The sequence below is a fragment of the Paenibacillus melissococcoides genome, from assembly GCA_944800085.1.
Lineage (GTDB): Bacteria > Bacillota > Bacilli > Paenibacillales > Paenibacillaceae > Paenibacillus_B > Paenibacillus_B melissococcoides.
In genome coordinates this window covers 1,123,115-1,137,519 of the sequence record CALYLO010000001.1, presented here as the reverse complement: position 1 = coordinate 1,137,519, position 14,405 = coordinate 1,123,115, and the positions used below count along the sequence as shown (strand labels likewise).

Sequence of the window (14,405 nt, the reverse complement as noted above, 5' to 3'; positions counted from 1 at the left end):
TCTGGTTTACGCCGCTATACGCTGCCGTACGCAGCAATACCCTGCCGTAGGCTGCCTTGCGTTTGTTGTACGCCGCTATATGTTGCCGTACGGCTGCCATTCGCCTCCATATGAGGCTATACGCTGCCGTGCGCCGCTCTGGGTCGCTCAAAAATCCTGCAAAACTGCAGTTTATTGGGGAACGCATTGACAGTGCGCCGGGATTCCTGCAAAAATGCACTAGCGTTGCATCAATCTTTTTACGAAAATTTCTATCCCATAAGTCTCTATATTTGTAACTTATTGAACTATATTCATGGACAAAAATAAAGAAATCTCCTATTGTTGAGTTACCCTAACGTTATCCATAAAACGCCTCAACAAAGGAGATTTCTTATGGATAACGTACCGAATCATAACGTCATTTGTCAATGCCTAAAATGGTTACATGTCCATTCTACTCGACACGAGTCATTGGAGTACCGGGCCCAAAAGCTGTTTGTCGGCTCTTCGACACTCTTATTTGTAGAGGCACAGCTTCAGCAACGAGACTCATACAAAGTCATGTCAGAGCATGTAGCGGCTAATCCTGAATTTCAAGATCTTCTGGGTCTCAAGAGCATAAGCGCTTCTCAACTATCGCGGAAGCTGAAACGGCTGCCTATGGAGTATCTTCAGACGCTCTTTTTCTCGCTCATTGATCGAATCAAGCAACTTACAAAAGGGAAACGCGGCATTACGCCTGGTATTGGGAAACTCAAGCTAATCGATTCATCGGGAATTACACTACCTCCCATTCTCGCGAAATGGTCCTATTGTTCCAAAAGTAGCCATGGCGTGAAGATGCACACCTCCTTGGTCGTTGCGGACTCCAAAACGATGTATCCAGACAAGATCGTCGCTTCAACCAAAGATGTAGCCGATCATGAAGTCGTGTTGGAATTTACAGTGGATAAAGATGCGACCTACGTGATGGACCGAGGATACCAGGTATACGACCATTTTCAGAAATGGGTAGAGGATAAGATTAAATTTGTTTGCCGCGTCAAGCAAAAGAGCCGGTTAACGATCATCAGAAAAAGAGACCTCCCCAAAAGGCAGAATGGGTTTATCCTTGATGCTGATGTGACGATGCCGGAGCTGCCAGCGGTTCTGCGTTTGATTGAGTTTAAGGATGACCAAGGGCGTACCTATCGAATTGTAACGAATCGATTTGACTTATCCGCACATCAAATTGCCGAGATTTATCGAAATCGCTGGCATATTGAGTTGTTTTTTAAATGGGTCAAGCAGCATATTCGATTGGTAAAACCCCACGGTTATACGGCCGAAGCGATTTGGAACCAAATGTATATTGCTTTAATCGCGTATGCTCTCTGTTTGCTGATTAAATTAACACTGGACTGTAAAAAGTCGACATGGGACCTCCTCCAGTTGATTCGCATCTATGCGGAAAAACCATGGGAAAATTTGATCGCTGCACTCAACCGCAAGCCGACTCGAACATCTAGAGGTCGACCAAAGCGAAATGGGAGACGTCCGAAAAAGGCAACAAAGTCGATGAAACCGAGACTGATTGTGACGTAATGACAAACGAAAACGATTTTTACATATAATGGATAACGCGTAGGGTCTGTTTCCAGCTCGACTTTTTTAGACTTAGCGCGGACATCGCAAATGTAAATATATATCATATATTGATGTTAATTGAAATTAGATTATGAACTAACCGCTCGATGCAACGCTAGTGGCAAAAATGCAGGAATTCTCACCGTATCGCTTATAAACTAGAGAATTTGAGTAAAAAAGATGTAAAATAGCAGCAATTTCTTCGAAACTCCGTTTCATCGGCGTAAATTGCTGTACAAATGCAGGATTGACTTCTCGCTCGACAGGATTTTGGCCCTAGTCACGACGCCAGTCATCACACCAGTCATCACACCAGTCATCACGCCAGCCATGAGCGGCCGCGAGCAAGACGAGACGAACCGCAAGTGACGAAGCCTCCGCGTCACACGCTCCCGAGCTAACCCCTTATAAATATGAAGACATCGTAATGTCGCCGTCAAGCATCCGGAAGGAGACCCTCTTCGCGGCATCCTTCACATACCGCGTGTTGCGGCCGATTACGATTTTGGCCCCGCCATATATCACATTGAACACATCGACCGAAGCCGAAGCGGTGTCTTCCAGCATCTTCTCAATCTCGAACATGCGCTCCCGCATCTCCGCTTGCTGCTCCACGGCCTGCTTCTTGGTGGAAGTCAGCTTGATCCGCATCGCCAATTTATCGCCCGTCAGTTGGCCTGCAGACGCCATCTGATCCAATATGCGAAGCGCTTTCTCCGTTTTCTCTAAATTTTCCAGGCTGATTTTGAATTTGTGGCGAAGCTCCATCAGCTCGTTCCGCAGCTCCGGCTGCACGCCCACCTCGATCGTCGTCGCGGTGGACATCGAGTTGCCGATTGTGCGGGCGATGACCTTTTCTCCCGCTTGAATCAGGCCACCGACGATAAGTCCTTTCGTGCCTTGGCAGATGACCTGCTTGCCTGCCCGTATCGTGGCATGCATTATGCTCTGCGTGACCATCACATCAGTCGCCGCATAGACGTTCGCTTCCTGGATGAAGGTGCATTTTACATGAGTGCCCGCCTTGACGCAGCCTTTATTCCCCGCAATGATGCCTCCGCTGATCTCGACGCAGCCGTCGGCCTCGATCTGGGCCCCTTCCACGCCGCCGTACACGCGGATATCGCCTGACGCTTTGACGCGAAAGCCGGTCAGGACATTGCCCCGAATCACGATGGTGCCGATAAAATCGATGTTCCCTGTCCGGTAGTCGACATCCCCGTTCACTTCATAGACCGGGAAGACGTTCAGCTTGTCCCGGTCCGTGAGCGAGACGAGGCCGTCAATCGCGGAATACATTGCTCTTTCTTCCGGATCGACGACGACGTTCTTCCCGATTTTGAATCTCGCGTCGCGTCCTCGCTTCGACTTGATCGGCTCCCCCGTCACGGAGATGCCGGGGATGCCGTCGGTTGGCGGAATGCGCTGGGCAATCATCTGTCCTTTTCTTACATTATCAAGCTGCTTGACTTCCTTCAGATTAACCGTTCCGTCCTCCTGCTCAATCGGCTTGTGATCCTGCTTGCCCGTGCGTACCAGGAGACGAACTGAGCCGTCTTCACCGTCTACGGGTGCCTTCCCATGAGCAATCATCGTTGCGCCGCGCGCAAAGGCTTGCGGATTCGAAGCAATCTCCTGCAGTACCCGCGTTTGAATGCCGAAACGTATGTTATTGCTGTGCAGCAACGTCTCCAGTTGTTCCGCAGTGCATTGAAACGCGGGCTCGAATTTGGCAAATTGAATATAGCCATATAGCTTGTCTTCAGAAATCGTAACTTCTACATAGTCTTCCAAAGCCACTGCCGTACTCACGAAAAATCCCCCTTTCGGTTTTATCGGTTTGCCTTCGTGCCCCTCTAGTTGTCATTTTACGCTTCCAGCAGCATGCTCTTATGCTTTTCCAATGCCGTTCGAAGACGCAATATCGCTTTGGAATGAAGCTGGGAAATCCGGGAAGGAGACAGCGACATCACTTCGGCGATCTCGCTCAGAGACAGATCCTCGTAATAGAAGAGCGAGATGACCATCCGCTCCTTCTCGGTCAGCTTCTCGATTCCATAGATAAGCGATTCCTTCAAGTAGTGCTCGTTCACTTTGCTTTCCGGGTTCTTCGCCTTTTCATCCACCAATAAGGACAGGCGCGTCTCGGATTCATCCTCGCGGATCGGGTCCTCCAATGAGCAGACGGACATAATGTTCACGTCATGCAGCATCCCCTGGAATTCTTGCTCGGTTACATTCAAATATTCACTCATTTCACTGTCCGATACGGACCGCAAATACCGCTGCTCCAGCTGCTGGTAGGCTTCCTCGATTTTCTTCGCCTTCTCCCGCACCGAACGCGGCACCCAATCGCCCTGACGCAGACCGTCCAGAATAGCTCCGCGCACGCGCCAGGAGGCGTATGTCTCGAACTGGAGGCCGCGCTGGTAGTCGAACTTCTCGATCGCGTCGATCAGGCCCATGACGCCGTGGCTGGATAGATCGTCCTTGCTGACGTTGCGGGGCAGCCCGGCGGCGAGCTTGTTGGCTACGAATTCGACGATGGGCAAGTGAATTTCGATAAGTTGTTTCTTCGCCTCGACATCCCCATTATCCTTCCACTGTTCCCAAAGCTCATAATGAGAGCACGGTTTGATTTTCTGAACGCTCACCGACAGTCAGCCTCCTTACTTTTGTGTCAGGTGACGAACAGCTTGTGCCAATTGCCCCGCATCCGGCAGCGGTTCTTTGGTCACGAGCTTGGGCGGGTTTAACGGTTGAAATGCTGTTCCGTCATCGTCTTCCCGCTCGGTTGGCTTCTCCTCGTTGGACATCGTTCGCAGCATGTCGTGGAGCATATCGCTCTCATCCGGCGTCGTCATATCGACCAGATTCCCTTTGTCCTCCCCGTCCGGCGGCACCGGCGCCGCCGGAGCCGCCTGGGCGTCAGGCATGCCCAGCACGCCCGCCGCGAAGCGGATCGCGAAGCCAAGCGCGAACCAGGCGGCAAACGCGATCGCCGCGCGAATCAGACTGGTTGTCCACAAATTGCTGCTCCAAGAAAGTAATAAAGTGATGACAAATCCGACGATACCGACTATGAAATTCCAACGAATCGTTCCTCTCATCGTCATAATTCCTTTACTCCCTGTTGTACGCTTCGAATATGGAGCACGCCGTCATCACAGCGCAATTCAATCGTTCGCCCGTATGATCCGCCCGTATCCTCCGCCAACAACGGAATGCCGTATTGCTCCAGCAGCTGTTTGCAAATTTCCACATTGCGCGGACCGATTCGCATCATTTCATTGTTGGAGGCAAAAGCGAACATCTGGGCTCCGCCCGCCATTTTGGCCTGCAGTCTCGCCTGCCTGGCCCCTTCGGCTTCCATGCGCCGCAGCAGTTCGGGCACGGCCGTATCGGCATATTTGGCGATATTGACCGTACCTTCCCGCGCGATAGCCGAGGAGGGCAGCATAATATGAGCCATGCCCGCAATCTTGGCGACGGGGTCGTACAACGTAAATCCGACACAGGAACCTAGCCCGGTCGTGCGTATGGCTCCGATGCGGCATACATTCAAATCGGCCATACCTACTTTGACAATCGTGGACTCTTCAATCATGTAAAGGCACTCCCAAGGCGGCAAATATTTTCGAAAAAGAGTCCGGATCGGGAATCAGGAAAAAGGTGCCCTGCACTTCGTCGCAGCCTTCCAAAAACTTCGTATCGATGAGCAGCGCGCTTTCTCCCATTTCCCCGTATTGAAGTATGCCGTAATTCAACACCGCTCCCGCCATATCAATCGCAAGCTGAGGTACCGTCGGAGACATCGTCATGCGGGTGAAGTCCGCCAGCGAGGACAAGTACGAACCGGCCAAAATATTGCCGATCTCGCCCAAGGCCGACAGCTCCATCTCCGAAAACCATTCGCCTTCCTCCAACGGCACCGCTGCCAGATAGGAGAGCAGCATCTTCGCCGCCTCCGGATCGAACATGAAGAAAAGATGGCCGGGCGCATCGCCCTCAACCCGGAAATAAATCGCGATAACCACCTGCTCCGGCCCGCCGACCTCGTCGGCGATGCAATCAAACGGCATCAGGCGCACTTGAGGCACCTTCATATCGATGGTGCGGTTCAGCAAGCGGGACAGCGCCGTGGCGGCATTGCCGGCGCCGATATTCCCCACTTCCTTCAGGACATCCATCTTGAAGGCGCCCAGACGTTCATACAGATGCACGGGGCTATGCCTCTAGCTGCTCAAGCTTGATAATTTCGCTTTTGTTGAGCACTTCGGCCAGATTGAGCATGATGAGAAGGCGGTCCTCCCCGATTTTCGCTACGCCGCGCAAATATTTCGCTTGAATGCCGCCCACGACTTCCGGTGCCGGCTCAATGTGTTCCTCATTGATGTCGATGACGTCGCTCGCATTGTCGACGATGAAGCCAACTTCCAGATCGCTGTGCGCCACAATGATAATCCGTGTCTGATCGGTCGCTTCCGCCTCCGGCAAGCCGAAGCGGCCGCGCAGATCGATGACCGGAATGACGACCCCGCGCAGATTGATGACTCCTTTGATGAAATCATAGGTTTTCGGCACGCGGGTAATCGGCATCATCCGCTCAATCGTCTTCACTTTCTCCACTTCGACGCCATATTCTTCCGTCCCCAACATAAAGACCACGACTTTCATATCCTCTGCCATGACCGTTCCTCCTCATAACTTGATATGTAGCGGTTATTTCAGCAACGCATTCGTATCGATAATGAGCGCCACCTGGCCATCGCCGAGGATGGTCGCGCCCGAGATGCCCGGGATGTTCTTCAAATAATTGCCGAGCGGCTTGAGCACAATCTCGCTCTGGCCGATGAATTCCTGGACGGCGAGCGCGGCGAGGCGATCGCCCTTGCTGATGATGATGATCTCTACTTCGTCTTCATCGAAATCAGAGTACCCTTTGCAATCGAACAGGGCGCTTAGCGACAACAGCGGGATGACGCTGTCCCGGTAATCGATCATTCGGATGCCGCCGTGCACGCGCCGGATTTTGTCCTTCGTGACGAGACCGGTCTCCACAATGGATGTCAGCGGAATCGCGTATTTCTCGTCGCCCAGCCGGAACAACATCGCTGACATGATGGACAGCGTAAGCGGAAGCTGGACGATGAACTTCGTGCCTTGCCCCAATTGCGATTCGACGACGACATGGCCGCCGAGCGCCGTAATCTTGGACTTCACGACATCGAGTCCGACCCCGCGTCCCGATACGTCCGAGATCTTCTCTGCCGTGCTGAAGCCCGAGGAGAACAGCAGCTGGTACACCTGCTCGTCGGTCATCGAGGCGGCCTTGTCCTGGGTGACGACCCCGTTCTTGATCGCTTTGTTCAGCACCTTGTCCCGGTCAATGCCATGCCCGTCCTCCTCGATCTCGATGAAGACATGGTTGCCGCTGTGATAGGCGCGAAGATGTACCGTGCCCGTCTCCGGCTTGCCCTTCTCCAAGCGCTCGGCCACCGGTTCGACGCCATGGTCGACCGCGTTCCGGAGCAAGTGGACGAGCGGGTCTCCGATTTCATCAATGACGGTACGATCGAGCTCGGTTTCCGCACCGGTTATGATGAAATCGATCTTCTTATCCAGCGATTTGGCCAAGTCGCGCACCATGCGCGGGAAGCGGCTGAATACGGTATCGACCGGAACCATGCGCATCTTGAGGACGATGTTCTGCAGGTCGGAGCTGACCCGAACCAGATGCTCGACCGTCTCCGTCAATTCCGATTTCTTCAACTCTCCCGCGATTTGTTCCAGGCGCACCCGGTCGATGAGCATCTCGCTCAACAGATTCATCAGGACATCGAGACGGTCGATATCTACGCGAATCGTCCGGCTCTGCACCGGCTTGGCCCCATTCCCCGCACCCGCGCGGGCCGCCTCCCGCGGCTTGGCCGGAGCCGGCTTCGGCGCTTCTTGGGCCGGGGCCGGGCTCGGTTGAGCCGCCTCCGGAGCGGCTGCAGCGGCTGCCGTCTCCCGGGCCGCCTTCATGACGCCTACCACATTCCGGTTCCAATCGCGGACATCTTCGGCGCTCATCGAGACGACCGTGACGGATTCGAGCTCGGATACTTGGTTGATTTCGCGCTCCAGTTCGCCCTGATCGGTCGTGCTGACGAAAAATACGGTGAACTCGGAGTCGAATTTGTCCTGCTCGATATCCTGTGCCGGCGGAGTGGACTTGACCACTTCCCCATGCTGGCCGAGCACCTGGAACACCATATAGGCGCGTACCGCCTTCAACACGCAATCGTCCCGCAGGCGGACGCGAAGATGATACACATTCATCCCCGATTCCAGCGATTGCTCCAGGATGCTGCGCTGGAATTCATCCAGCGTCTCGCCGGACGGCTCCTCGCCGGCGCCCGCTTCCTCCTTCTCCCGCGATGATGCGGTGCGGTATTCGCCCGTCTCGATCGACTTCAAGGCGGCCAGTATTTGCGTCACATCTGCTTTTCCTTCGCCGCCTTGGGTAATGTCCGCCACCATCGCTTCCAGCGAATCAAGACTGCGGAACAGCGTATCGAATATGAATTCGTCCATTTTCAGTTGATGGTTGCGAATCATATCCAGCACATTTTCCATCTGGTGGGTCAACGACGCGAGATCTTCAAACCCCATCGTTGCCGACATGCCTTTCAAGGTGTGTGCGGAGCGGAAAATGATCTGGACGATGCCGATATCGTCCGGATTGTTCTCCAGTTCCAGCATGTTCTCGTTCAATGCTTGCAAATGGTCGTTCGCTTCATCAATAAACATGGATAAATATTGATTCAGATCCATGTTCGCCCCCCCTTTCCGATATAGAGGTCGTTCAAAAAGTCCGCTGCTCTCGCTGTCCCGCCTGCACCCCGCCGCTTCTTGCGAGTTGTGCGCCCGCAAAATCCGCTGCGCATGACGCAGGCAACCGCTCCGAGTTCAAGCCGCCTTCACGGCGCTGAACATCGGCCTTATTGAACAAACACTCATACATAGCTTCACGCTACCCTGACGTAGCCGTTACGATAGCGCCAGCCATGTCTTGCAATGGAATGACCTGGGATACACATCCGAGTTCGATCGCTGCGCGCGGCATTCCGAATACGACACAGCTCTCTTCACTTTCCGCGAAGGTCGAGGCGGCGCCGTCCTCGGCCAGGCGCTGCATCATTTTGGCCCCGTCGCTGCCCATTCCGGTCAAGAGCACGGCATGGCGCTTGAGCTGCCGCAAAGGGAGCAGTGACTCGAACAGCCGATCCACGGAAGGCCGGTGCCCGGATACCGGGTCCGTCCGGTTCAAGGCAATGGCGTATGTGCCGTCCGGACGGGCGACGGCCGTCATGTGGAGGCCGCCGGGCGCGATATAAGCCGTTCCGCTCACAAGCACCTCTCCATCCTCGGCTTCCTTCACCTTCAGCTCGCTGTAGCTGTCCAGCCGTTCCGCCAGCGAACGGGTGAAGTTCGGCGGCATATGCTGGACGATGAGCACGGGCGCCGGCAGATGCTGCGGCAGCGCGGACAGCAGCGTCTTCAGCGCCCGGGGTCCGCCTGTGGAGGTCCCGATGGCGACGATATGCCGGAACCGCGCAGCCCGTTCCGAATCTGCCGCCTTGGCGGAATCCGCGCCGCGAGCGGATGGGCTGCCGGCCGCTCTGCCCGGCGCCTCGGCGGGAGGAGCCGGCTTCGGCCGGCTGCCTCTCTCGGCCGCGGGCGGTGCCGCGGACGGCAGCGGCGGCGATTCCCCTCTTCGCCGCATTGGCTTGCCGTCCGCCGCAGGCGGCGTGCCGCTCGTGTGCCCGCGCCGCACCGGATCCCCAGAGCGGTGATCCCGGACCGGCGGCGAAGCGGCCGGATTCGCCGTCCGGCGAGTGTCCGGGCTGTCATCGCCAGAACCGATTAGAAGCTTCAGCCGTTCCATCTGCCGTCTGCGCTCCGCAGAGGCGACAGCTGCATGAAGCTTGTCTACCAGCATCTGTCCCACTTCTTCGATCGTGCCCGCTCCGCCCGTGGGAGACGGCTTGCACACGAAGTCGATCGCACCCAATTCCAGAGCCGTCAGCGTCTCGGAACGCCCGTCTTCGGTCGAGCTGGAGAGCATGATGACCGGCGTCGGACACTGAGCCATAATTTGCTGAAGGGCCTGCAAGCCATTTTGAACGGGCATCTCGACGTCCAGCGTAACCGCGTCCGGCTGAAGCTCCTTCACCTTGCGCACAGCTTCTTCTCCATCGCGGGCTGTGCCTGTCACCTCAAAGGTCGATTCGCGTGAAATCAAATCCGATATGATGGCGCGCATGAAGGCCGAATCGTCTACGACAAGTATTTTCTTGGTTGTCACATTCCATCACGCTCCCTTATCGAGCTTATCGAGGTTGTTCAAAAAGTACGCTTTTGAGGATCGCTGGCATGCGAGCTCGCATTGTTGGCGAACATGATGCGCGTGCGTCCAGCGCCCGTTCGGCACGGCTCAGGTCGACCAGCGGCGCAGCCATTTCCGCACGAATTCCTTGACTCCCCCTGGCGCCCCCCCGGCTTCCGTCTGCTTGATGCCCTGGGTATATACCCGCGCCAGCTCCCGGATCTGCGACGATGCCCTGCATTGCGGATAGAGGAGGGTGAAGGGCTCCTGCTTCTTCACGGCCTGCATGACATGCGGATCGTCATAGATGTACCCGAGAACCGGCAGGCTCCGGTTCAGGAAGCGCTCGCTGACCGAGATAAGCCGTTCGGCCGTCTGCGTCCCTTCCTTCCAGTCGGAGGCCCGGTTCACGATAAGCCGGAGCGGAGAGCTGTGGCCCAAGCCCGACACCAGCTTGAGCACGGCGTACGCATCCGCGATCGCCGTCGGCTCCGGCGTCGTCACAATCCAGGTCTCGTCTGCCGCCATGATGAAGCGCAGGGTCTCTTTGCTCAATCCGGCTCCCGTGTCGAACAGAATCACGTCATACTGCTCCGACATCGCATCCATCTCGGTCAGGAAGCTGTCTATCTGCTCCACGGGCATGTCGAGCAGAGCCTGCAGCCCGGATCCCCCCGGCACGTAATGAAGGCCGCCTGGGCCGATCTGGATAATGTCCCGCAGCGTCTTCGTCCCGTGCAGCACATGGGCGAGATTATAGTGCGACGGCGATCCGATCAGCACATCGATATTCGCCATCCCGATATCGGCATCGAATACGAGCGTCCGGCAGCCGAGCTGCTGCAGCGACAAGGCGAAGTTCAAGGTCACATTCGATTTGCCGACGCCCACCTTGCCGCTCGTGACGGTAATGATGCGGGCCGTTCGCGCCTGGCCCGGCTCCGCCGCATCAGGCGGCCCGCTCTGAAGCTTCCTGCTGACAAGTCTGCGCAGCGCTTGAGCTTGGTCATTCATCATGAGGTCAATCTCCCATTATCCATCGCACCGCGTCATTCGTTTGAAAAGGCTGTATATCATCGGGTACGTTCTGCCCTGTCGTCATATAGCTGCAGGGAATCTTCACCCGGGACGCCAAGTTCAATATCGTTCCGTACGTTGCGGTCTCATCCGCCTTGGTCAGAATCAGACTGTCGATGCGCTGATTCTCGAACCGTTCCCAGATGGCCAGCATGTCTTCGGTCTTCGACGTCAGACTCATCACGAGGAAGGTCATGCTGAACGGCAGCGGCTTGAGCATCGTGTTCAGTTCGTTGACGTACATGTCATTGCGGAAATTGCGGCCGGCCGTGTCCATCAAAATGAGGTCGCATGCTTCAAGCGCGTTCAACGCCCGTTCCGTATCGCCCGGCGAAGTGACGACCTCCAGCGGGACGTTTAGGATCGAAGCATATGTCCGCAGCTGCTCCACGGCCGAGATCCGATATGTATCTGCGGTAATAAACCCGACTTTACGGCCATGGTGTAAAATCTGATCCGCGGCCAGCTTGGCAATCGTCGTCGTCTTCCCGACGCCCGTCGGGCCGACGAAGTAGACGATGCGGGTAGCCTTCGTAATGCCGTCCCCCTGCCAATTCAGCAGCTGCCCGCTCACCTGCTCCGCCACGAGCCGCTTCGCTTCCGCAGCCTCCGCCTCCTGCGGGCGCGGGCATTGCTCGGCGGCCGCCTCGATGAAGCGGCAGACCAGCTCGCTGCCGACGCCCTGCCGGAGCAGATGCCGTTCCATCTCCTTGAACGGTTCCGGCCAGCTCTCCTGGTAGACGCGCTGCATCACCTTGTGCATCATCTGCTTCATCTCGGCCATCTCGATCTGCCAGTCCGCGTCCAGCAGCGGCCGCCGGGATGCTTGGGAGACGGCCGCCTCCAGCTCGGAAGCGAACGCCAGCGGCGCAGCGGCCGGCGTTCCGGTCTCCTCCCGCTGAGCCGGCCGCGTCCGCTCTTCGGCTGCGGCGCCCGGAGCCTCCTCCGGTCTCGTCGGCCGCGGCGCAGCGCAGCCGGGAGCCGCTTCCTTCGCCTGCGGAGCGGGAGGCCGCGGCTCGGCCGGGGCGCCGCCATAAGCGCTGCGTGCCGCCGTCGGCGAGACGTAGACCCGCGCCGGAGGTTCGGCGGGAGCCGCTGCCCTGGTGGCGGGGCCGGACGGCCGGGCCGGCTGCGCTTGGTCATCCACAGCCGCGACCACCTCGATCGCCTTGCGGCTGAACATCCCGAGGAAGCCGCCGGCACGGACTTCCTTCGTGCTGATGATAACCGCATCCTGCCCCAATTCTTGACGGATTTGGCTCATCGCTTCGGGCATCGTCTCCACAATGTACTTTTTTACTCTCATACATTCACCACTCCGACACTTTGAATTTCTACGCTAGGCTCAAGCTCATTGTAAGAGAGTACCGGGATATCCTGCATGGCGCGCTCCAGCAGCTGCCGCAAATACATGCGAATGGACGGGGACGCGAGCAGGACCGGCGAATGTCCCGATTGCAGGAGACGCTGCACCTGATCGCTTATCCGCTGGTACACCTGCTGCGTCGTGCCCGGATCCATCACAAGATAAGATCCGTGCTCGTTCTGCGTTACGCTGTCCGCGATTTTCTTCTCCAGCGCAGGACCGACCGTAATGACGCGAAGCGTCTCTCCCGGAGTGACGTACTGCTGGGTGATCTGGCGGGCGAGCGCCTGGCGGACATACTCCGTAAGCACATCCGGATCCTTCGTATAGGTTCCGTAATCGGCCAGCGTCTCGAAGATCGTGACCAGGTCGCGAATCGATATCTTTTCACGCAGCAGCTTCGCCAGCACCTTCTGCACTTCTCCGATCGAGAGCACGTTTGGGATTAGATCGTCGGCCAGCGCCGGGTACTGCTCCTTGACGGTCTCCACAAGCGCCTTCGTCTCCTGGCGGCCGACCAGCTCATGCGCATGCCGCTTGATGATCTCGGTCAGATGCGTCGCGACGACGGACGGCGGATCGACGACCGTATATCCGGCCAGCTCCGCCCGCTCCTTCATCGTCTCGTCGACCCACAGGGCCGGAAGGCCGAAGGCCGGCTCCGTCGTCTCGATGCCGGAGACGGAATCATCCTCATAGCCCGGGTTCATCGCCAAATAGTGATTGAGCAGCAGCTCTCCCTGGGCTACGGCATTGCCCTTGATTTTGATGACATATTCATTCGGCTTCAACTGGATATTGTCCCGGATCCGAATGACGGGAACGACAAGACCGAGCTCAAGCGCGCATTGCCTTCGGATCATGATGATGCGGTCCAGCAGGTCGCCGCCCTGTTGGGCGTCCGCGAGCGGAATCAGCCCGTAGCCGAATTCGAACTCGATCGGATCGACCTGCAGCAGGTTGATGACGCTCTCCGGACTGCGGACCTCCTCGATCTGCTGCTCCTCTTCGAGCTGCTCCTCCTGAACCTGGCGCTCGTCCATCGTCTTCTGCATCCGGTAGCCGGCGATGGCCAGCACGGCCGCGAACGGCACGGTCGGCTTCAGTCCGATCGGCGTCAGCAAGCCGAGCAGCCCAATCGTCCCGGCAACGATATAGAGCAGCTTCGGATAAGCGAGCATCTGCGTGCTCATATCCTCGGCCAGATTTCCTTTGGAAGCCGCCCGGGTGACGATAAGACCCGCCGCGGTCGAAATCAGCAAGGCCGGAATCTGGCTGACGAGGCCGTCCCCGATCGACAGGATCGAATAGGTCTGTGCCGCTTCGTCGAAGGCCATGCCGTGCATCGCGATTCCGATGACGAAGCCGCCGATCAGGTTGATGAGCAGGATGATGATGCTGGCGATGGCGTCCCCTTTGACGAATTTGCTGGCACCGTCCATCGCTCCGTAGAAATCGGCCTCTTTCTCGATTTTCTCCCGGCGCTCGCGCGCCTGGTGTTCATTGATAAGCCCGGCATTCAGATCCGCATCGATCGCCATCTGCTTCCCGGGCATCGCGTCGAGCGTAAACCGCGCAGCGACTTCAGCGACCCGCTCGGACCCCTTCGTGATGACAATGAATTGCACGATGACGAGAATGAGGAATACAACCATGCCGACGGCGATATTGCCCTGCGTTATCCACTGGCCGAATGTGGCGACGACATCGCCCGCTTCTCCATTCGCCAAAATCTGCTTGGTCGTCGAGATGTTGAGCGCAAGCCGGAATAACGTCGTGATGAGCAGCATTGCCGGAAATATCGAAAACTGTAGAGCTTCCTTCGAATTCATGGCAATCAGAAGAATCATCAGCGCCAATGAGATGTTGATCACCAGCAGGATGTCCAATAGCCATAACGGTATCGGCAGGACCATCATGAGCACGATGCCGATGATGCCGACCAAGACGAATAAATCTCGCGTTTTCACGGATTGCTTC

12 protein-coding genes are annotated in these 14,405 nt (G+C 56.7%); 1 reads left to right on the top strand and 11 read right to left on the bottom strand.

From position 1 onward, the window contains the following. Window positions 1–375 precede the first annotated feature (375 nt). The gene (locus OCY70_RS05165) at window positions 376–1,566 is read left to right on the top strand and encodes an IS4 family transposase (protein ID WP_261944862.1); all 1,191 of its coding nucleotides are present in this window, start codon (window positions 376–378) and stop codon (window positions 1,564–1,566) included. 447 nt (window positions 1,567–2,013) lie between these two features. Here OCY70_RS05165 and OCY70_RS05160 read toward each other — a convergent pair whose 3' ends face one another. The 11 genes from OCY70_RS05160 to flhA form a co-directional block, all read right to left on the bottom strand. Then, on the bottom strand, window positions 2,014–3,420 hold the full coding sequence (locus OCY70_RS05160; RefSeq protein WP_213429493.1) for a DUF342 domain-containing protein: 1,407 nt from the start codon (window positions 3,418–3,420) through the stop codon (window positions 2,014–2,016). A 56-nt stretch (window positions 3,421–3,476) separates the two neighbouring features. Further along, window positions 3,477–4,262, bottom strand: coding sequence for a FliA/WhiG family RNA polymerase sigma factor (locus OCY70_RS05155; protein WP_168180990.1), 786 nt, complete (start codon window positions 4,260–4,262; stop codon window positions 3,477–3,479). A 15-nt stretch (window positions 4,263–4,277) separates the two neighbouring features. Further along, window positions 4,278–4,724, bottom strand: coding sequence for a hypothetical protein (locus tag OCY70_RS05150; protein WP_213429492.1), 447 nt, complete (start codon window positions 4,722–4,724; stop codon window positions 4,278–4,280). Further along, window positions 4,721–5,215, bottom strand: a complete 495-nt coding sequence (locus OCY70_RS05145; protein WP_213429491.1) for a chemotaxis protein CheD — start codon at window positions 5,213–5,215, stop codon at window positions 4,721–4,723. Before OCY70_RS05145 ends, OCY70_RS05150 begins: the two co-directional genes overlap by 4 nt. Beyond that, the gene (locus OCY70_RS05140) at window positions 5,208–5,798 is read right to left on the bottom strand and encodes a chemotaxis protein CheC (RefSeq protein WP_213429495.1); all 591 of its coding nucleotides are present in this window, start codon (window positions 5,796–5,798) and stop codon (window positions 5,208–5,210) included. Before OCY70_RS05140 ends, OCY70_RS05145 begins: the two co-directional genes overlap by 8 nt. A gap of 37 nt (window positions 5,799–5,835) precedes the next feature. After that, window positions 5,836–6,297, bottom strand: a complete 462-nt coding sequence (locus OCY70_RS05135; RefSeq protein WP_213429490.1) for a chemotaxis protein CheW — start codon at window positions 6,295–6,297, stop codon at window positions 5,836–5,838. A gap of 33 nt (window positions 6,298–6,330) precedes the next feature. Further along, entirely contained in the window at window positions 6,331–8,427 is a 2,097-nt protein-coding gene (locus tag OCY70_RS05130; RefSeq protein ID WP_213429489.1) for a chemotaxis protein CheA, read from the bottom strand. A gap of 199 nt (window positions 8,428–8,626) precedes the next feature. Further along, window positions 8,627–9,961, bottom strand: coding sequence for a protein-glutamate methylesterase/protein-glutamine glutaminase (locus OCY70_RS05125; RefSeq protein WP_213429488.1), 1,335 nt, complete (start codon window positions 9,959–9,961; stop codon window positions 8,627–8,629). A gap of 129 nt (window positions 9,962–10,090) precedes the next feature. Further along, window positions 10,091–10,999: a MinD/ParA family protein gene (locus OCY70_RS05120; protein WP_261944715.1), complete on the bottom strand. Its 909-nt coding sequence runs from the start codon at window positions 10,997–10,999 to the stop codon at window positions 10,091–10,093. Between the two features lie 4 nt (window positions 11,000–11,003). After that, window positions 11,004–12,365: a flagellar biosynthesis protein FlhF gene (gene flhF / locus OCY70_RS05115; protein ID WP_261944716.1), complete on the bottom strand. Its 1,362-nt coding sequence runs from the start codon at window positions 12,363–12,365 to the stop codon at window positions 11,004–11,006. Beyond that, a complete protein-coding gene (gene flhA, locus OCY70_RS05110) occupies window positions 12,362–14,395 on the bottom strand; it encodes a flagellar biosynthesis protein FlhA (protein WP_213429485.1) in 2,034 nt (677 codons plus the stop codon). Before flhA ends, flhF begins: the two co-directional genes overlap by 4 nt. Window positions 14,396–14,405 lie beyond the last annotated feature (10 nt).